19 protein-coding genes are annotated in these 18280 nt (G+C 52.3%); 4 read left to right on the plus strand and 15 right to left on the minus strand.

Annotated features, from left to right (window positions below; all coding sequences use genetic code 11):
• Positions 1–147: 147 nt before the first annotated feature.
• Positions 148–1008: a LysR family transcriptional regulator gene (locus ACI6NM_RS07640; protein ID WP_262426800.1), complete on the minus strand. Its 861-nt coding sequence runs from the start codon at positions 1006–1008 to the stop codon at positions 148–150.
• Complete coding sequence (gene recQ, locus ACI6NM_RS07645) at positions 990–2846, minus strand: DNA helicase RecQ (protein ID WP_158359227.1); 1857 nt, start codon at positions 2844–2846, stop codon at positions 990–992. Before recQ ends, ACI6NM_RS07640 begins: the two co-directional genes overlap by 19 nt.
• Positions 2847–3020: 174 nt before the next feature.
• Here recQ and ACI6NM_RS07650 point away from each other — a divergent pair, with 174 nt between their 5' ends.
• Positions 3021–3938, plus strand: a complete 918-nt coding sequence (locus ACI6NM_RS07650; protein WP_262426801.1) for a putative ABC transporter permease — start codon at positions 3021–3023, stop codon at positions 3936–3938.
• A gap of 57 nt (positions 3939–3995) precedes the next feature.
• Here ACI6NM_RS07650 and ACI6NM_RS07655 read toward each other — a convergent pair whose 3' ends face one another.
• From ACI6NM_RS07655 to ACI6NM_RS07665, 3 genes are all read right to left on the minus strand, one after another.
• Positions 3996–5069 (minus strand): PDDEXK nuclease domain-containing protein, encoded by a 1074-nt coding sequence (locus tag ACI6NM_RS07655; RefSeq protein WP_438501088.1) that lies wholly within the window; start codon positions 5067–5069, stop codon positions 3996–3998.
• An 88-nt stretch (positions 5070–5157) separates the two neighbouring features.
• Complete coding sequence (locus tag ACI6NM_RS07660) at positions 5158–5613, minus strand: GyrI-like domain-containing protein (protein WP_158359223.1); 456 nt, start codon at positions 5611–5613, stop codon at positions 5158–5160.
• A 61-nt stretch (positions 5614–5674) separates the two neighbouring features.
• On the minus strand, positions 5675–6223 hold the full coding sequence (locus ACI6NM_RS07665; RefSeq protein ID WP_330599862.1) for a GrpB family protein: 549 nt from the start codon (positions 6221–6223) through the stop codon (positions 5675–5677).
• Between the two features lie 235 nt (positions 6224–6458).
• On the opposite strand from ACI6NM_RS07665, the gene ACI6NM_RS07670 reads away from it, so the two are divergent.
• Complete coding sequence (locus ACI6NM_RS07670; RefSeq protein ID WP_438501089.1) at positions 6459–7574, plus strand: DUF5722 domain-containing protein; 1116 nt, start codon at positions 6459–6461, stop codon at positions 7572–7574.
• A 21-nt stretch (positions 7575–7595) separates the two neighbouring features.
• On the opposite strand, the gene ACI6NM_RS07675 is transcribed toward ACI6NM_RS07670, so the two are convergent.
• The 8 genes from ACI6NM_RS07675 to ACI6NM_RS07710 form a co-directional block, all read right to left on the minus strand.
• A complete protein-coding gene (locus ACI6NM_RS07675) occupies positions 7596–8195 on the minus strand; it encodes a GNAT family N-acetyltransferase (protein WP_022274728.1) in 600 nt (199 codons plus the stop codon).
• Entirely contained in the window at positions 8196–9548 is a 1353-nt protein-coding gene (locus tag ACI6NM_RS07680) for an MATE family efflux transporter (RefSeq protein ID WP_262426804.1), read from the minus strand. It lies immediately after the preceding gene.
• The gene (locus ACI6NM_RS07685; RefSeq protein WP_262426805.1) at positions 9533–10504 is read right to left on the minus strand and encodes a glycerophosphodiester phosphodiesterase; all 972 of its coding nucleotides are present in this window, start codon (positions 10502–10504) and stop codon (positions 9533–9535) included. Before ACI6NM_RS07685 ends, ACI6NM_RS07680 begins: the two co-directional genes overlap by 16 nt.
• Entirely contained in the window at positions 10497–11345 is an 849-nt protein-coding gene (locus ACI6NM_RS07690; RefSeq protein WP_158359213.1) for an ABC transporter permease, read from the minus strand. The genes ACI6NM_RS07685 and ACI6NM_RS07690 overlap by 8 nt, the downstream gene beginning before the upstream one ends.
• Positions 11346–11364: 19 nt before the next feature.
• Positions 11365–12552 carry an extracellular solute-binding protein gene (locus ACI6NM_RS07695; protein ID WP_438501090.1) on the minus strand — a complete coding sequence of 396 codons (1188 nt, stop codon included), beginning with the start codon at positions 12550–12552 and terminating at the stop codon, positions 11365–11367.
• Positions 12553–12620: 68 nt separating this feature from the next.
• Positions 12621–13598 carry an ABC transporter ATP-binding protein gene (locus tag ACI6NM_RS07700; protein ID WP_158359209.1) on the minus strand — a complete coding sequence of 326 codons (978 nt, stop codon included), beginning with the start codon at positions 13596–13598 and terminating at the stop codon, positions 12621–12623.
• An 11-nt stretch (positions 13599–13609) separates the two neighbouring features.
• Positions 13610–14449: an ABC transporter permease gene (locus ACI6NM_RS07705; RefSeq protein WP_022274734.1), complete on the minus strand. Its 840-nt coding sequence runs from the start codon at positions 14447–14449 to the stop codon at positions 13610–13612.
• The gene (locus tag ACI6NM_RS07710) at positions 14446–15108 is read right to left on the minus strand and encodes a glycerophosphodiester phosphodiesterase (protein WP_158359207.1); all 663 of its coding nucleotides are present in this window, start codon (positions 15106–15108) and stop codon (positions 14446–14448) included. Before ACI6NM_RS07710 ends, ACI6NM_RS07705 begins: the two co-directional genes overlap by 4 nt.
• Positions 15109–15330: 222 nt before the next feature.
• Here ACI6NM_RS07710 and ACI6NM_RS07715 point away from each other — a divergent pair, with 222 nt between their 5' ends.
• Positions 15331–15819, plus strand: coding sequence for a DUF6669 family protein (locus ACI6NM_RS07715; RefSeq protein ID WP_022274736.1), 489 nt, complete (start codon positions 15331–15333; stop codon positions 15817–15819).
• Complete coding sequence (locus ACI6NM_RS07720; protein ID WP_262426806.1) at positions 15794–16753, plus strand: CehA/McbA family metallohydrolase; 960 nt, start codon at positions 15794–15796, stop codon at positions 16751–16753. Before ACI6NM_RS07715 ends, ACI6NM_RS07720 begins: the two co-directional genes overlap by 26 nt.
• A 53-nt stretch (positions 16754–16806) precedes the next feature.
• Here the strand turns inward: ACI6NM_RS07720 and ACI6NM_RS07725 are convergent, their stop codons facing one another.
• Both ACI6NM_RS07725 and ACI6NM_RS07730 read right to left on the minus strand, forming a co-directional pair.
• Entirely contained in the window at positions 16807–17817 is a 1011-nt protein-coding gene (locus tag ACI6NM_RS07725; protein ID WP_262426807.1) for a type II toxin-antitoxin system antitoxin SocA domain-containing protein, read from the minus strand.
• A gap of 26 nt (positions 17818–17843) precedes the next feature.
• Positions 17844–18230, minus strand: a complete 387-nt coding sequence (locus tag ACI6NM_RS07730; protein WP_262426808.1) for a hypothetical protein — start codon at positions 18228–18230, stop codon at positions 17844–17846.
• Between the last annotated feature and the right edge of the window lie 50 nt (positions 18231–18280).

Below are 18280 nucleotides of genomic sequence, written 5' to 3' on the forward strand. Positions count from 1 at the left end.
TTTACCATCAATTATTTAAGCATATTATACATATTCCACTTATTATTGTCCAATATACAATTCGCATGCTCTATATGTGTAAAATGAATAAGGAAAAAGAAATAAAATAAAAACAGCCCTGTTTCCAGGGCCGCTTCCTAATGTGCATTATTTTTCATGCTCCAGTGTTCTCATATAGTCCTCTACAAACTGGGCAAACCGCTCTGCCACCGGCGGTATTTCTCCACTTTTCTGCCGCAGAAGAAATACGGAACGGTTAAAGCCTGGTTCGGTAATCCTCACCATATGTACATCCGGCCGTTTTCCCCAGGAATATTCCGGCCACAGGGTGATTCCCACCTGATCACTGACCAGACTCCTCACCAGATGGGTATTATTGCACTCCATGGAAAACTGTGGAATAAAATGATGCTCCCGAAACCGTGTGTCCGCCAGGTTCCTTAAAACTCTCCCCCGGGGCAACAGGATAAAATTCTCATTATTCACATCCCTCAAAGAAATCTCATCCTTTTCACCCAGCCAGGTTCCAGACGATGCTCCAAGAAAGACCTCCTCTGACAAAAGTTCATGGCCATCCTGGTAGGACATGCCGGGACCAGCGCTTAAAATACACAGATGCCAGTCTGTGCTCTCCTTCTGGTCTATCACCACAAAGGCCGCATCCGGCTCCTCCTCCCGGAACTTTTTTATGATACCGGAAAGGAGCGGCACCACCGACATAGCATTAAGACGTATCGTATCCCCGCCCTTCTGCACCTTTTTCATCTCGTCTCCCAGCCCCTCCAGCTTCCACAAAATGGGGGAGATCTGCTCCCGGAAGGTCAGTCCTGCCCGGGTCAGGAGGATCCGCTTCCCCTGGCGCTCGAACAGCTCCACCTGCAGCTCCTTTTCCAGGGACGCCACCGCCCGGCTGATGGAGGGCTGGGAGACCCGGAGTGCCTGGGCCGCCTTGGAGATATTTTCATATTTTGCCGCATACAGAAAGTATTTTAACTGGTAGAGTTCCATTTTCCCGCCTCCCTTACACACTCCAGGAACCGCTCTCCGTACTTCTGGTACTTAAACTCACCTACGCCAGTGACTGTCAGCATTTCCGCCTTATCCGATGGACGGACAATACACATGTGGACCAGAGTCTTGTCAGAAAAGACAATGTACGGAGGTACCTTTTCTTCTCTGGCAATGGCCGCCCGCAGGGAACGGAGCTTTTCAAACATGGGCTCGTCCCCCTCCCGCAGGCCGGAGGCCAGGACTGGCTTTTTCTTTTTCGCCTCCCGGGCCTTCCCAGGCCGCCGCTCCGGCTCTTTTGCCATCTTCATGGTCACGGTCTCTGCGCCGCAGAGCACGTCCTCTGATCTTTCTGTGAGCTTTACCACAGAATAGCTGCCGTCTGTGGTCTCCAGATATCCGTTCAGCAGAAGATGGTTCATGATCTGGCGCAGCCGGTATGCCGGCACTCTGGAAAGACTTCCAAAACAGGGATTTTCCGTCATCCGGTACTGGCGCAGTTTTTCTGTCTCCGCTCCCCGGACCGTATCCAGGATCACGTTGATCCCGTATCTCTGCCCGCAGGCCTTTACACAGCCGATCATGATCCTGGCTGCCTCCGTCACCTCCGCCGTTTCAAACTCCTTCCGGCAGTTGGCGCAGTTTCCGCAGTAATTGGACCCGTATTCCCCGAAATACCGCAGGATATAATCCCGGAGACATTCGTTGGTACAGCAGTAGAAGGTCATTTTCTTTAACCGGTCCAGGTCCCTTCCCCGGACAAGCTCCGCCGTTTCCGGGTCCAGCTCCAGATTGTCCCGGTTGTTCTCAATGAACAGCCGGTTGGTGATCACATCCTGGCCGCTGTAATACAGGATGCATTCCGCCGGTTCCCCGTCCCGGCCGGCCCGGCCTGCCTCCTGGTAATAGCTTTCTATGTTCTTTGGCATTCCGTAATGGAGCACAAACCGGACATTAGATTTATCGATGCCCATTCCAAAGGCGTTGGTGGCCACCATGAGAGGTGCGCGGTCGTAAATAAAATCCTCCTGGTTTTTCCTCCGCTCCTCGTCAGACAGGCCCGCGTGGTAGCGGGTGGCAGGAAAGCCGTCCCGGATCAGATGGCCGCACACTTCGTCCACCTGTTTTCTGGTCAGGCAATAGACGATGCCGCTTTCACCAGAATGCTCTTCTATATAGCCTTTCACCGCTCCGTACCGGTCTCTGGGCGTCTCCACTGCAAAATACAGATTTCCCCGGTCAAATCCAGTGGACGTGACCGCAGGATCCCGAAGGTCCAGAAGCTCCAGGATATCGTCCCGCACCTCCCTGGTGGCCGTGGCCGTAAAGGCGCTGACCACAGGCCGCGCCGGAAGCTCCCGGATAAAGTCCGCGATCCGTAAATAGCCGGGTCGGAAGTCCTGTCCCCACTGGGAAACGCAGTGGGCCTCATCCACCGCCACCATGGAGATCCGCGCATTTCTGGCAAAATCCAGGAACTCCGGCGTTAAAAGCCGTTCCGGGGCCACATAGATGATGGGATATCTTCCCTGTCTGGCATAGGACAGGGCCTTCCGGTACTGGCCCGGAGTAAGAGAACTGTTCAGGTACGCTGCATGGATCCCGGCCTGGTTCAGGCTCCCCACCTGGTCCTTCATTAAGGAGATCAGGGGCGATATCACCAGGGTGATCCCATCCAGCATCAGAGCCGGGATCTGATAGCAGAGAGACTTGCCCGCTCCCGTGGGCATGATCCCCAGCACGTCCCTTCCGGACAGGATCTGGTCGATCAGGATCTCCTGCGCTCCCCGGAAGGAATCGTAGCCAAAATATGTTTTCAAAATTTCGTATTTATTCATGAATGTTCCTTATATATATGTTTTCTGTCCTTCTTTTTCTTGATCTTAATTTCCATTATACCCGCTGCCAGCCGCAAAAACAAGCCGCTGCGGCCGGGAAACGATTTTCCTTGCAAAAGTCCCTGTTCTGCCGTATCATTATCTTACTTTTCACACATCTCAAGGAGGGACATCATGCACGTTTATACCTGGTATCAATGGCTTACCTTTTTTTATCTATACTGCTTTTTTGGCTGGATCTTTGAATCCTCTTACGTCTCCATTTTAAAACGCCGGTTTGTGAACCGGGGCTTTCTACGGATCCCCATGCTTCCCCTGTACGGCAGCGGGGCGGTGATGATGCTGGTGGTGTCGGAGCCGTTCCAGGACAGCCTGCTCCTCACCTGGGTTTCCGGCGTTATCGGAGCGACTATCCTGGAATATGTCACTGGCTGGGCCATGGAGCAGCTCTTTAAGGTCCGTTACTGGGATTACAGCAATCAGAAATTCAATCTCCATGGCTATATCTGCCTGAGCTCGTCCATTGCCTGGGGCTTTCTGACTATTTTTATGACCCATGTGATCCACAAGCCCATTGAACGGGCCGTCCTTTCCCTGCCCGTCATGTGGGATATTCTTTTTGTAGCCGTAGTGACCGTTGTCTTCACCGCTGATGCCATTGTCTGCACCAGAGAGGCTCTGGCCTTCGGCAGATCCCTGGAGGCCGCCCGGAAGCTGCGCCAGGATCTGGATATCCTCCGGGTCCAGACGGCACTTTTACGGATGGATGCAGAGGACCGTCTCCATGAGACCCGGACAGACCTGGAGACGCGGCTGGCTGGAAGACGGGCGGACCTGGAGGCGCGGCTGGAGGAGCTTCGTTCCAGGACCGGAAACCGGCTGGAAGGGCTCCGGGGAAAATCCGAATCCCAGCTTCTGGAGCTTTTAAAGGAAAAGGAGGCCTCCCTGGCAGCCATCCGGGAACACCGGAGGAAATTCCTGCGCTCCGTCCTCCGCTCCAATCCCACCGCCTCCTCCCGCAGGTACAAGGACGAATTCCAGGACATGATCCATTACCTGGAGGACAGCGGGAAGGGCCAGTCCCCGTTTTAAGGATGGGGGACTGGCCGGCTGGATCTGTCATTCGTGGCCGCTTGTTTTTCGTGCTTTTTATATTCCCATCTCTCTCATTTCTTTTCTCATAAATTCTTCTAACGTTTTCTTGTCCGGTAAGTGCAGCATATAGGTAGATACAAATAGCTGGTTATCCATTCCCGATAAGGCATACTCAACCATCTGCGCTCCCTTATCTGTACAAAGCAAAATCCCCACTGGCGGATTATCGCCTTCTGACATTTCATTCTTTTTATAATAACCAACATAGGCATTTAGCTGCCCTAAATCCTCATGCTTAAATTCATCATTTTTAAGTTCAATGATCACATTACAATGCAGTAGCCGGTTATAAAAAACAAGATCCACAAAGTAATATTTATCATCAATAATAATACGTTTTTGTCTCGCCTCGAAACAAAATCCCTGCCCAAGTTCCAGCATGAATTCCTGTAAATGATCCATAAGCGCCTGTTCCAGATCCGATTCGCTTACAGCGTCTCTGACATTTAGACCAAGAAATTCAAAGGTAAATGGATCTTTAATCGTAAGCATGGTACTATCCGGGTGTCCCATCGTTTCCTGTAATAACAATTCAGGCTTTTTACTGATTCCAGCTCTTATATACAGATTAGTCTTTATCTGCCTGCGAAGTTCTCTCACAGTCCAGTTACACTTTATACACTCTGTTTCATAAAAGAATCTCTCAAAATCATCTGCAATTACCAGCAGCTCTCTTATATGCGAAAAGGACAGGTTATTAAGCAGTAATTCAGGCTTTGTCTCGAATTGGTGCGACGCTGTCGCACTTTTTTCAAAATATGGCAGTCCAAATTGATGTGACACTGCTGCACCAATTTGGGGATACAAAAGATAAAACTGGCGGCACCACTTAAACAATGTAGAATTCATCCCTTTTTCAGAAATCTGTTCTTCTAAATTTTTAAGTAGCCGTGTGCCATACGATGCCCTGTCACTTCCCCCTTGTTCATATTCAACAATATAATATCCAATCGCCCAGTTTCTAAGCGTCATCAACTGATTCACCGCACATTTCGCAATATTACCGGCTTTTACATTTATTTCTTTTATACTGTCTGCTAACATTTCAAATTTCATAAATTCACCCACACTCTACCCCTTCTTTTTATAATTCCCTGCCGCCAACTCTTCAAAGATCCAAAGCCATCTTGCGCTAAAGGCAGCTTTCCTGGATCTATTAAACTTCTCTTATGGGAAAATACAGATAGCTCTTTCCCGTTGCAGGGTCAGTGTAATCATGAACAGCTCCAGCCAGAGAAATCCCATCCTCGCTCATCTGTCTGATGATTTTTTCAAACGCTCCCTTATGATTTTCCGCGACCATATATTCATAACCAGGTACTATCCATTTCGTCCAGCCATCAGGTGCTTCCGCATGATCGTCACACTCCACTCCCGCCAGATACAGGCCTTTACGGAAGCCGTCCTCCCACGGTTTAAATGAACGGGAACTATCCGACATGGCACCCCATATCCCCACAATACTTCCTTTTGCGTCTCTCTTTGCCAGATGCGCGATTTCACTAAAATGGCTGTCTGCGTCATACCACAGTTTCTGGATAAAGCCGTCGCCGTCTGATGTTGATCCCTCTTTTCCAATGACAACAAATTTTTCCTTTATCACCTTAACCATTCCTTATCTCCCCCCCCCGGGGCATCCTTCATTCCGAAACCAGCGCTTCAGAGTCTGGCTGTTATGATACTGGGGCTCCAGATTTCCATCTATCTGCTTCCCTTAATAAACACTCAATCAGTCCCTGCTTGCCCTCAGTATAACTTTTCCGGTCATCTGGGAACTGTGCCGCTAATTTTTTCTTACATTCGTCATATATCATTGCTTTTTCCGGATAAGTGTTCAGATAGTCCCTAAAGCTGATGTAATGATTCCATTCCATTTCACGCCACTTAACTACATGGATATGGTGGGTTCGCGTATCATTTTGAAAATCCCCCATCACAAACAGCATCTGCCCTTTAACATCCTCTCCCCGGTAAATAATACCGTGCTGTTTTAATAATTCAATATACGGCAAAATATCATTCAATTCTCCAACGCCGACTGCGATATCAATAATGGGTTTTGCATGTATGCTCTGAATGGCGGTACTTCCAACATGCTGGATATCAATGGCCGCATCGTTTAAAAGTTCAAATAAGATCCCGATCATTTCTTTTGCATTCTGATCCCATTCTTCCTGATGAGGTATTAATTTCACCGTCCCCCGCTTCAACCCTGTCATCATACCTTAACCTCCATGAATTCCAGTCTGGCTTTCTTCTATTTCCCGATCTGCTGTGATTTCGGTTTTATTATAGCACAACTCCAGAAGCGGCAAAATGTTTTTCCTGGCACAGATATCTATAAACTAATGAAAAAATGAGAGCTGGAGCTTTCCATACAGCGGCTTCCTCATCCCCAGTTGACACAAATGGGGATCCGGGGTATATTGTAAGTATAAATAAGAAAGGGGATTCCATATGAGACTTATGAAAAAACTAACCGCCTTTATGACGGCGGCCGTTCTCTGCCTGGGCTCTGTGATGCCGGCCTACGCGGATTTTTACCGTCAGCCGTCTAATATAAAGGGCGTGCTCATCAACAGCGAAAGCGAGGTAGCTGATGTAGTGGAGGTGGGAGCCTCCCAGGTGGTCTGCAACTTTCCCATGTCCTGGGCCTTCCAGCCTAATATGATGAACGCTTACGGAAGCTTCCTGCGGGCCATGGACAATGCCGGGATCACCGTTACCATGATCGTTTTAAACGACTGGAACGCAGCGGCCTATAAGCCGGAGCTGCTGCCTGTATCCGCCCCTGTGGCCGGAGTCAGCTATTATGGCTTCAATACCTTAAATGAGCAGGGCGTCCAGGCCATCCGGGACACCGCCGGGATCCTGACCAGCAATTTCGGGAACCTGGTATCCAACTGGGTCATCGGCAACGAGGTCAACGACGGTCAGGTATGGAACTACTTAGGCTCCATGGACATTGACACCTACTGCTCCAACTATGCCACCTCCTTCCGTACCTGGTATGACACCATCAAGGCCTCCAATTCCCTGGCCCGGGTGTATATGCCCTTTGATTTCCGCTGGAACTGCGGCCAGTTGGAGGGCTTTAAGTACGGCGTCATGGACATGCTCCCCAGGCTCAACGCCCTGTTAAAGGATACGGACTACGGAATCGCATGGCACGCATATCCGGAGACCTTCACCGATCCTGTATTTTCCGATGATATCCACGTACTTGATACCCCAGATACGTATATTATCAATCTGAAAAACCTTCATGTGCTCACGGATTATATGCAGCAGCCGGATATGCTCTCTCCCGAGGGGAAGGTCCGCCATCTGATCCTCTCCGAACAGGGCTTCACCTCCGACTCTCCGGAGCGGGGCGGCCAGGTCCTGGAGCTCCAGGCCCAGTCCATCGCCGAGGCCTACCAGGCGGCCAAGGCCAACCCTTATGTGGAAGGCTTTTTCTTAAACCGCATGCACGACGAGCCTTCTCTTCTGGGCGCCCACTACGCCTTCGGTCTCATCGGCACTGACGGGACAAAGAAGCCAGCCTGGCAGATGTATAAAGATCTCCAGTAAAACGAAAAAAAGGGATCCGGCCTACCGGCACAGCCTGGGGTCCACCTCCAGGTACTGCTCCAGGATCCGGATCCCCTCCTGAAACTGATTTTTATGGGTTCCAAAGGTCTCGCTCCTGCACAGGAAAAAACCAGCCTTTAAATACAGGCCAACAGCCTCGTAGCTCCAGGGCTGGGTGTGCAGAAAGACCGGGACCTCTCCCCGGCCTGCGAATACCCGCAGGGCCTCTCGGACCAGGGCAGTTCCAATGCCCTGGCCTTTTTTTGCATCCCGCACTGCCAGCCAGTGAAGGGAGGGAATAAGGCTCCCATCCGTTCCCGCCTCTGTCCATGCCATGCAGACGCCGTCTGCTTCTTTGTCCATGCTTTCTGCAAACAGGCACCGGAAGGAAAGCTCCTCTTTCCGGTCCCCATATTCCTGTAAAAACCATGCCTCTGTCTGCTCCAGTGTCATGTCCCCAAACTCCCCGGCCTCCTTCTGGATCCTGGCCCAGTTTTTCTGGTCTCCTTCCCGCCAGGTACGCAGACGGTATCCTGGAGGCACACAGACCGGCAGCAGACACTGCCGGTTCCCGTCCCACTTCATGATCAGGTCCTTATACGGAATACTCTTGTCTAACATTCAGCTTTCCTCCCTGGATTTTTTATAATAGAGACAAAGGAGCGTCAGCGCCAGAAGCCAGGCCAGGGGCGTGGAAAAGCAGATTCCCGCGTAGCCGAAGGGCAGCAGGAGCGCACAGCCGCCCCACCGGGCCGCCAGCTCCAGGACTCCTCCTGCCATGGGCACCAGAGCCTCTCCCATGCCCTGGAGGGAGCTGCGGACGATCTGGAGAGCGCACAGAGCCATAGAAAACACGCCGATGATCACCAGATATGTATACCCGTACTCCACGATCACCGGATCATAGGGCTCCAGAAACAGCCGGATCATCTGGCGTCCGAAACACACATTGAGGACCAGCATTCCCAAAGCCGCAGCCCCTCCCATTTTCAGACTGGAGACGATGCCCTGGCGGATCCGGTCCGGCCGTCCGGCTCCATAATTCTGACCGCAGTACACCTCCATGGCCGCAGCCAGGGTCGTAAAGGGCTGGGTCACCAGGTTTTCCACCTTCCCGGCTGCCGTGTATCCGGCGATCACCGCCGAGCCGAAGCCGTTTAAGTAGGCCTGGAGGATCATGATCCCCACTGCTGTCACGGAAAACTGGAGTGCCATGGGAAGGCCGATCCTTAAGTGCTTCCAGCCCTGGGAAAGACTTTGAGACCAGTGCCTCCGTTCCGGCCAGATGTCCGGATATTTCCTCCATGCGTACCAATGGCAGAGGACCGCGGAAGCCAGCTGGGCCAGAACCGTGGCTGCGGCCGCCCCCTCCACGCCTCCGTGAAATACCAGGACTGCCGCCAGATCCAGGACCACGTTGAGGACAGAAGAAAAAATAAGGAAATACAGAGGTGTGCGGCTGTCCCCCACGGCCCTCAGGATCCCTGCGATCATATTGTAGTAGATGGCGGCTCCCAGACCGCCGAAAATAATGCCGATATAGCCGGAGGCGTACTGGAAAATATCCTCCGGCGTATTCATGAGCCGAAGAAGGGGATCTGCCCCGACCGTACTTAAAAGGGTCATGACTGCCGTCACCGCCGCACACAGCCAGCCACAGGCCGCAGCCGAGGTACGGATCTGCTCTTTGTCCCCGGCTCCGGCCCGTTGGGCGATGACCACGGAAAAGCCGCTGGTGATCCCGGTGGCAAAGCCGATGACCAGAAAGCTCATGGCCCCCGTGGCTCCCACTCCCGCCAGCTCCTTTACTCCCACCAGACGGCCCACGATCACTGCGTCAGCCATGCTGTATATCTGCTGGAACAGGCTTCCTATAAAAAGAGGGATAGAAAACCGTAAAATGGCTTTCCAGGGCACCTGGACCGTCATGGTTTCTATCCCCCGCATTTCTTTCTTTTCTACTTCCGCTCCCATTTCTGCCTCCATTTCCTGTACTGCCCGAGACAGTTGGTCTTAAAGCCGTCCACCTCCAGATGGTCCAGGGCTTCCCACCAGTCCGGCGTGTCTCCCAGGTTGGAAAAGACCTGGATCCCTTTCTGGTGCAGATACTCCACCTCTTCGCTGCCAAAGCTCCCTGCATTCAGTCCCACCTCATAAAAATCCCCCCTGTCCAGCATCTCCTTCTGCTCATCCTTCAAGAAGCGGATGTTGGCTCCCAGCCGGAGACCCTCTGGCTTTTTATGGCTCCGGCACCAGTCCTGGATCTCCCAGACCACCTCCTCCATTCCGGAGAAGATAATGCACCGGTCTGCTGCATGGCACTTTTCCGCCATCTGGATCACTGCCCCTGCGATCCCTCTTTCCTTCAGCTCCACCTCAGCAAAAAAGCCCTCCGGCTGCGTCCGGAGCCATTGGAAGAACTCCCGGAGACTTAAGATCCGCTCCAGCCTTCCGTCCTCCAGGCACCGCCGTTCATACTCCTCCTTATACCGCCGGTACACGGCTGACAGGACCTGTTCCTCGTTCTCCGCCCGGCTTTCAAACCGTTCCATCTGGTAAAGGACCTCCTGCTCCGGCGCCACAGCCCAGGGATAATAATACTGCTTCTCGTTGGAGTATCCGCCCTCCGGGAACCGCTTCAGCAGATGGCCGCCAAAGGGAAGGCGCACCTGGCTCAGCTTTTCCCAGGTCATATCCTTTACCTTGCCGCTGCTATACGGCCCCTGCCAGCCCATGGTAAGCCGCCTGACATCTGCATCGTGGAATACCACCAGCTTTCCGTCCCTGGTCCTGCGGACGTCCATTTCCACGCCTCCGGCCCCCAGGGCCGCCGCCTCCTCAAAGGCTGTGAGAGAATTTTCCGGCCCGGCCTCCATACAGCCTCTGTGGGCGATGGGGCAGGGCCGTCCTTCCTTCCTAAAATCAGCCATTTCCTTTCTCCCATTCATTTTCTTTCATATTGGTGTACACATAGACCGCCGCCGACAGCACGGAGAACAGGAACATGATCACCGACAGGGCCGCTGCCTTTTCATAGTGGCCGTTGTTGAACTGGGTGTACAGGGAAATTCCCATCATCTGGGGATTATTCCCGTCCATGAGATACGGTGTTGTGAAGGAGCTGATATTGCTCATGAACACGAAGGTGGCCGCCACGAAAAGATCCCGGTAGGTCAAAGGCAGAATCATCTGCCTCAGGATCCGGAACCGCTCCGCTCCTGCGTCCCTGGCCGCCTCAATGGTGGAATCCGGGATTTTGGAGAGGGCAGCCGCCATCAGCATGGTGGCAAAGGGAATGTTAAACCACAGATTCATCAGCACGATCCCCTTTCCATTGTACATAAGTCCCAGCTGCAGGTTCATTCCCAGAAGCCGGGAGATCCGGTTGATCAGCCCGGAATCACGGATCACGGTGATCATGCCGTTGACTGCCACCAGACCCGGAATAAACCGTGGCAGCAGATACAGCCGCCCGATCATCCGGCTGGCCCAGCTGTTGGAAAACCGCAGATAAATAGCCAGGAAATACGAGATCCCGATGGCCAGGACCACAGTTACGATCACGATCTGGAGCGTATACAGGATATTCCTCCTCTGGATCGGGTCGGTAAAGAAGTAAATGTAATTATCCAGGCCCCAGCCGCCCTCCTCCAGCTGGAAGCTGCGGAGGAGGCTGGCCGCAATGGGATAGAATACGACTCCCGCCAGGATGATCAGGGAAGGAAGGATCAGCAGATAGGGAAACAGCTTTCCCAGGGTCTTTTGTCTCATGTTCTGTCTCTCCTTACGCTTATTCAAGAGTTCCGATCTGGCTGTCCCATTCCTCGTAAAGCTCGGTTCCCAGATTTCCCAGGCTTCCGATGCGGAATTCCTCGATCTTCAGATCCTCGATGGTCTTTGTCAGCTCCTGATCCAGAAGGCCAAAGTCGATGACCGGGATCGCTGCCATGGAATCCAGGGCAATGTTCTGGGCCTCGGGAGTCAGCATGTAGTTGAGGAAGGCATAGGCTCCGTCCTGATCGGATCCGATGGACGGGATCCCCAGCACCACCGGGCTTCCGGTGAAGGACGGATCGATCTGGGTGATCTTAATGGATTCCGGGAGCGTTCCCTGCTTCATCTGGGTGATGGCCATATCGGCCCAGGCCGGGATCATGTCCACCTCCTTATTGGCCAGAAGATCCAGGGTCCCCTGGTTCTTATTGGGGTATACCACCTTGCCGGAGGATTTATACATATAGGGATGGAGCTCCTTTAAAAGCTCAAAGCCCTGGCCCCACTGCTCCTTGTTGGCCGGATCGGAGGAGGTGAGCGCCGACTCGTCCATGAAATTATAAATGCTGGTGGTCACAAAGGAGCCGCCTGCACCGCCGGAGGACGGGGTATTGTAGGCGAAACGGCCCGGATGTTCCTTGATCCACTGGTAAAGCTCCTCCGCTGTCTTAGGCGGATTTTCCACCGTTTCCGAATTATAGGCCAGGACCACTGTGGTCCCTCTGTACGGCATCACCAGGTCGTTCCGGAAAGTGGATTCCACCTGGAGAGTGTCTATATTGGGGATCTTGCTCTTATCCAGGGGAACAAAGAAATCCTCTCCGCCTTCGTCCACGTATTTCGTCACCTCGTCGCCGCCCAGCTCGATCACATCGTAATCCGTATCCGTCTGGCCCGCCTTTTTCGCGGCTACCACACGCTCAAACAGCCCCTGGGCTCCGGTTCCCGAGGTGATAAACTGAAGCTCTGCCGTATACTGATCCTGGGATGCGTTAAACTGCTGGATCTGCTTTTCAAACTGTACCCGCACATTATCAGAGCCTCCAGCCCAAACGGTCACCACCGGCTTTCCGGCAGACGCAGTGCTCCCCGATGCACTGGCGCTGGTGGAGCAGCCGGTCATCAGCATGGCTCCCACAGACACAGCCAGGGCCATCACAGCAGTTTTCTTTCCGCAGCTTACGATCTTACAATTTTTCATCATCTTTCTCCTCTTTTTTGATTTCTCATTCATGGTTCATGATTTTATATAAAACTCCCGTCTGCTTCCCATCAGGCGCAGTACTGGAAGGTTTTCGCGAAGGAAAGGGATACCCGGTCCTTCATATGGAGCTGGTCGGCCACATTTCTGGCCACATAGGTCTTGATCACCTGGCGGTTTTCCACCTCCACATTGACCTCCACAAAATGGCCCAGGACCATGATGGTCCTCACGTCTCCGGAGAGCTGCCCCTGGACCTCTCCTCTGGTGATGGTCACGTCCTCCGGACGCACAGCCACAGAGCTTCCGTCCTGCTTTGTCAGGAAATTCATTTCTCCAATGAAGGAAGCCACAAACCGGGTGGCCGGATGATCGTAGATCTCCGTGGGGGTTCCGATCTGCTCGATAAAGCCCTTGTTCATGACAACGATCCGGTGGGACAAAGCCATGGCCTCCTCCTGGTCATGGGTCACAAACACCACCGTGATATTCAATTCCTCCTGGATCCGCTTCAGCTCCTCCCGCATCTGGGCCCGGATCTTGGCGTCCAGGGCAGAAAAGGGCTCGTCCAGGAGAAGGACTGACGGCTTTAACAGCAGGGCTCTGGCAATGGCGATCCTCTGCTGCTGTCCGCCGGAAAGCTGGCCCGGATACTTCTTCTCATAGCCGGTCATGTTCACCAGCTTAAGCCCCCGCTCTACCTCGCTCTTGATCTCGTTTTTTGGGACCTTCTTGATCTCCAGACCGAAGGCAAGATTTTCATATACAGTCATATGAGGCCAGAGGTTGTAGCTCTGGAACACCATGGCGGTGGGACGCTTTTCCGGCGGAAGGTCCTTTACGGATTCCCCGTCGATGAGAATGTCTCCCTTATCGATGTCCAGAAATCCTCCCAGTGTCCGCAGGATCGTGGATTTTCCGCAGCCGGAGGGCCCTAACATGGTCACAAACTCTCCCTCGTACACATCGATGTTGATATTTTCCACGCCGTCCCCGTTTTTATATTTCTTCTCCATACCAGTGATCTGGAGCTTTACTTTTCTTTCCATTTCAATTCCTCCTATTTCATCCCATAGCCCTGGGAAAGATTATCTGCATTGATGTATTTCCGCATAAGGAACAGGATCAGCACGGTGGGTATGATCAGGATCAGTGACAGCACCGGTCCCGCCGTCAGCGGATATTCCATGATGACTCCGTAGAGCTCCACCGGCATGGTCTTCACCTGGGGGAAGCCCACCAGCAGCGTTCCCTGGGCCTCCTCCAGGGATCCCAGGAAGGTGAACACACTGGCAACGGCAATGCCCGGCATGGCCAGCGGAAGCGTGATCCGGAAAAATGTCCGGAAGGGGCCGGCCCCGGCGTCCCTGGCAGATTCCTCCTGCTGCCTGTACACGCCCCGGAAGGCTCCCGACGGGATCCATGTCATAAACATCATGGAGTTCAGCACATGGATGATGATCACGCCCACAAAGGTCCCCATGAGGTTCAGCCGGTAGAACAGGATACCGATGGAGATGTACAGCCCCATCCTGGGATACGCGTTGCTTAAGAGAAACGATAGCAGGAACACCCGCTTTCCTTTGAAATTATACCGGGCCAGGGCGTAAGCCGCAGGAATGCAGATCAGCAGGGACACTGCTGTCACAATGGCCGCCAGCACAAAGGAGGTGGCAATGGAACTCAGAAGACTTCCCTGTCCCAGAACGAACTCCCACCAGCGGAAGCCGAATTTCTGGGGAATGATGGCCGGGACCTCGTACTTATCCGCAAAGGCCAGCATGCACAGGTTCATTAACGGCAGATAGAAGAACAGGACAAAGATCCCAAACAGGATGTACTGGAAAAAATTCTTTTTTCCTACGGTATAGTAAAAGGCCTTGGGAGACATGAGCTTCATCCTTCCATCTCCTTCCGCACTGCCACTGCCGTCTTAAGGCTCCGTGTGGTGATATTGGCGATCCCCTTTTCCATCAGGCTCCGGATGATCTCCGGATCGTTGACCGTCCAGGCAGAGCCTCCCAGGCCCATGGTTTTTAAAAGCTCCATCACCCTGTCTGTGAACAGACGGTATTCCATATTGATGCACTGGGCTGAATAACGCACTGCCGTACGGAACACCTGTTCCATCTGCTTCATGCAGATATTCCTTCCCAGATCCGGCTCCGGGATCAGATTTTCAATGTTCCAGTATACGCGGACCTCCGGATATTTTTCCGGTCTGGCCTTCATGAAAAAGGAACTCACCGTACCGGAATAGATCAGCTGTCCCTCCACGCCATACTCCTTTGCCAGCTGGTATACGGGGATCTCCAGCCCCGGCGTTTTCAGATCGCAGTTGATCCTTTTTTCCGGCTTTTCCTTTAAAAGCTCAAACACCTGGCCCAGCCTGACCGCCTCCTCCGCGGTCTCGTCATGGGACAGGATCAGCTCCCCGTCCCGGTTTCTCCTGATATCTGCCTCCAGGCAGTTTCCCTCGGAGGCCAGGGCATATCTTACAAATTCCATGGAATTATCCGGCGTTCCATCGCAGCCGGAATGTGCTGTGATCTCACACATCTCTCATTCTCCTTCCTTTTCTCTCTCTGGCACGGCTTTAATATACCAGGAGTCCTGTAAACAAAAAAGACAGGTTGGCTAAATTTTATGTAAATTGTATCTGTTGTTCGTATATTCATACAATCATCTTAAATATTACCTGTTTTTTACATTTCTGTTCTTTCTCTTTTTACATTCTTTCCGTTATCCTCATATGGTTAGAACCAATGAAAGGAGCGATCCATGGAAACACTTCAGACCTTTCACGGAGTTCTCGACCGTGGGTTCACTGGAAATATGAGCTTCCAGTTCCATATTCCCCACGGGATCCATGAGCTTTCCGTGATCCTTACCTATGAAAAAGAACGCATACAGGACCCGGCTTCCTATATCGAACGCTTCCGGCATCCACTGATCCGGCAGGCTGTTCCCTACCTGGGCCGGATCCCCACTGACCGGCAGCTTCAAGAGATGGTGCAGGCTATGAAGACCGAGATCCAGCTCTGTGCCATGATCGGAGGCGTCTTTGCCGGAAATGTCCATATGCCGGGGACGAGAAAGGAGATCCTGTTAAAGGAAGGCGTCCGCTCCAGAGGCTGCCTTCCCTATGACGGAAGAAACGGCATGGTGAAGATCATTGTCAACGTATACCAGGTGGTGGAGGAGAATACCCCCTGGAACCTGGAGATCAAAGGAGGTCCCGTTCATGTGGAAACGGATCGAACTGCATAATCATACCATGGAGTCTGACGGCTCCATGACCGTAAAGGAGCTGGCTGCATTTATGGAAGCCCAGGGGATCCCCTGGTTTTCCCTCACGGACCACAACACAGTCTCCGGCTTCCCAGATCTGCCCGCGGCCTGCAAAAACCGGCTCCAGTACGTCTACGGCTACGAGCTCACGTCCTACTACGGGCATCTGCTCTGCCAGAACGTAACCTCTTATATTCCCTGGGATGACATCGACCGGGATAACGCCGACCCTCTGTTTCAGCGGGTCCACGAGGCCGGCGGACTGGCAGGGCCTGCCCATCCCTTTTCCCTGCCCTCTCCCTTTGCCAATGGTATGCGCTGGGATATGACCATTCACGATCCCGGGCTCATGGATTTCATTGAGATCGTAAACAACGCCCATCCCATGGTCCCCGATAACTGCCAGGCCATCCAGTGGTGGATCCGGCTGGCCTGCTCCGGCTTTCCCATCGCCCCGGTCAGCGGCCTGGATCTCCACCGCCCCATGGACCTGGACGGAGTTTTTTCCACATTTATTGAGACAGACGGGGACAACGCTCCAGAATCCCCTCCGGAGGCCTCCCAGGCCCTGGCACAGGCCGTCCGCCGCTGCCGGACCTGTGTGACCCGCGGGCCGGTCCTCCACTGGGTCCTGAATGGAGACAGCCTTAAGCTTTCCCTGTGTCCCGGGCTCACTCCCATTCCAGAACATGAACCGGATGCTCCCCCGCTCTTTTTCTGTCTTATAAAAACAGAAAAAGACAGCCTCCGCATCCCTCTGGGAAATGAAGACTGTCTTGTACCCCTGCCCGATACCATCCGCTCCTCCAGGGGAGCCGTGCTGCTGCTCTTTCCGGCAGAGTCCTGCCCTTCCGGTGAGCCGGAGCTCTCTTCCTTAACGGCAGCCGCCGGGCCTGTTTTTTTCTCAATGTGAACGCAAAAGAGCGCTGCAAAGACTTCAATACCGTCTTTTTGCAGCGCCCTTATTCAGGCTTCTTTTTTAAGCATATCACAGATATAAGCCCGCAGACCATCCTCTGAATCTACGCCATATTTCCGGTTCACGGCAGTAAAATACTCCATGATCCTCTCCTTCGGCAGAAGCTCGCTGGAAGGAATGCCGTCACCATAGCCTTTTCTCGCATCCATCCACGGTGCTTCATTATGCGTGATCCTCTCCAGCACTTTTCCTCCATACATGCCAAATGTATTTACAACAATATCGATCACCCGCTTCTCGTCATCCGTCAGTGCTTCTTCTGTCCCTTTCAGCAATGCAAAACGCGCATCATCAATGGGATTGTATTTAAAATCCCTGAACATATCGTATACTTCCGGATAAACTGGTCCATGTACCCATGCCCTGCAGTCCTCCGTAAAAATCGGCCTTCCATACAAGGCAGAATAAATACCCTGAATGAAGTACAGCAGCTTCTGAAGCATAAGCGGGGTTACTTCTTCCAGCCTCTCAAATACATATGCGATCACTCTGAGCATCTTATCTGACACATTAAAAAGCCTCTCTATGCTGTCTGCGGCGGCCATAGATTTTTTATACGCCGCATCCGTCAGCTTACTCCGGTTTTCCATAAGCCTCTGCTTCATATAAGCCGGTGAAGCCAGCGCTGCTTTTATAATATCTGAATACTCTCTGGAAGGTACCTGTCCTTCCAGATATCGCGGGATCGTCACCTCACCAAATCCGAGAGCCAGAGACAGCGGCGCTTTGCCAATTTTATAGATCTTCATGAGCTTTTCAATGTCTTCCATCGAAACAAGGCCTTCCATCGCCCTATATTGCTCGTCGATCTCCTGGACATTCTTATCAATAAGTCCAGGAATACTCATTTCCCTGCCGCACTCCATACATACAGCCACGGTGATTTCAAATTTATAGCTCTTATCTTTTATGGTCTTAACCATGTCCCTCTTCTGCAAAAGGTACTCCGTCTCTTTTCTGCACTCAATGCAGAAATCCCTTCTCATCTTTTCTGTCATAACGGCTCCCTCCCATCGTCTCCTGGTCATCTGAAATAATATGTAAGCGGATACTTCTGTTCGTGGAACGAAATAACGATCACAAAGCAGCCATCCAGTTTATTAAATTTAATATACAGGGAAACTGTTTTTTCCTCTGTTCCATTTCTCTCCAAAAGAATGACATCCTTGCCAAATACATAAAGTCGCTCATGTTCAAAGCCCTTATGCTCATTCCTCAGTATCCCTGAAAAGTCCATCTCAGTAAGGCTCAGTATAATTTCCCTTACCTTTGCTTCATTAATAACATAATCTAAAAAAAGGTTAATATTGTCCTGCCGTCTGGCGTTCCGGTCAAGCCGGTATCTGCCGTTCTCCACTGCCTCTTTCACCTCGGAAAGATACAGTTCTATATCCTTTTTATCTATATCCAATCCTTTATCCTTCGAAGATCAAATGATATTATTTTTATTTTTTTCTATCA

Origin of the sequence: Pilosibacter sp. YYHA0881 (assembly GCF_051602715.1) — a bacterium.
Lineage (GTDB): Bacteria > Bacillota > Clostridia > Lachnospirales > Lachnospiraceae > Alitiscatomonas > Alitiscatomonas aceti.

Coding starts and splice junctions, on each gene's coding strand:
- ACI6NM_RS07715 (WP_022274736.1), top strand. CDS start 15,331: ATGGAAACACTTCAGACCTTTCACGGAGTTCTCGACCGTGGGTTCACT.
- ACI6NM_RS07700 (WP_158359209.1), bottom strand. CDS start 13,598: ATGGAAAGAAAAGTAAAGCTCCAGATCACTGGTATGGAGAAGAAATAT.
- ACI6NM_RS07660 (WP_158359223.1), bottom strand. CDS start 5,613: ATGGTTAAGGTGATAAAGGAAAAATTTGTTGTCATTGGAAAAGAGGGA.
- ACI6NM_RS07640 (WP_262426800.1), bottom strand. CDS start 1,008: ATGGAACTCTACCAGTTAAAATACTTTCTGTATGCGGCAAAATATGAA.
- ACI6NM_RS07675 (WP_022274728.1), bottom strand. CDS start 8,195: ATGTTAGACAAGAGTATTCCGTATAAGGACCTGATCATGAAGTGGGAC.
- ACI6NM_RS07705 (WP_022274734.1), bottom strand. CDS start 14,449: ATGAAGCTCATGTCTCCCAAGGCCTTTTACTATACCGTAGGAAAAAAG.
- ACI6NM_RS07650 (WP_262426801.1), top strand. CDS start 3,021: ATGCACGTTTATACCTGGTATCAATGGCTTACCTTTTTTTATCTATAC.
- ACI6NM_RS07680 (WP_262426804.1), bottom strand. CDS start 9,548: ATGGGAGCGGAAGTAGAAAAGAAAGAAATGCGGGGGATAGAAACCATG.
- ACI6NM_RS07695 (WP_438501090.1), bottom strand. CDS start 12,552: ATGATGAAAAATTGTAAGATCGTAAGCTGCGGAAAGAAAACTGCTGTG.
- ACI6NM_RS07665 (WP_330599862.1), bottom strand. CDS start 6,223: ATGATGACAGGGTTGAAGCGGGGGACGGTGAAATTAATACCTCATCAG.
- ACI6NM_RS07710 (WP_158359207.1), bottom strand. CDS start 15,108: ATGTGTGAGATCACAGCACATTCCGGCTGCGATGGAACGCCGGATAAT.
- ACI6NM_RS07670 (WP_438501089.1), top strand. CDS start 6,459: ATGAGACTTATGAAAAAACTAACCGCCTTTATGACGGCGGCCGTTCTC.
- ACI6NM_RS07725 (WP_262426807.1), bottom strand. CDS start 17,817: ATGACAGAAAAGATGAGAAGGGATTTCTGCATTGAGTGCAGAAAAGAG.
- ACI6NM_RS07720 (WP_262426806.1), top strand. CDS start 15,794: ATGTGGAAACGGATCGAACTGCATAATCATACCATGGAGTCTGACGGC.
- recQ (WP_158359227.1), bottom strand. CDS start 2,846: ATGAATAAATACGAAATTTTGAAAACATATTTTGGCTACGATTCCTTC.
- ACI6NM_RS07685 (WP_262426805.1), bottom strand. CDS start 10,504: ATGGCTGATTTTAGGAAGGAAGGACGGCCCTGCCCCATCGCCCACAGA.
- ACI6NM_RS07690 (WP_158359213.1), bottom strand. CDS start 11,345: ATGAGACAAAAGACCCTGGGAAAGCTGTTTCCCTATCTGCTGATCCTT.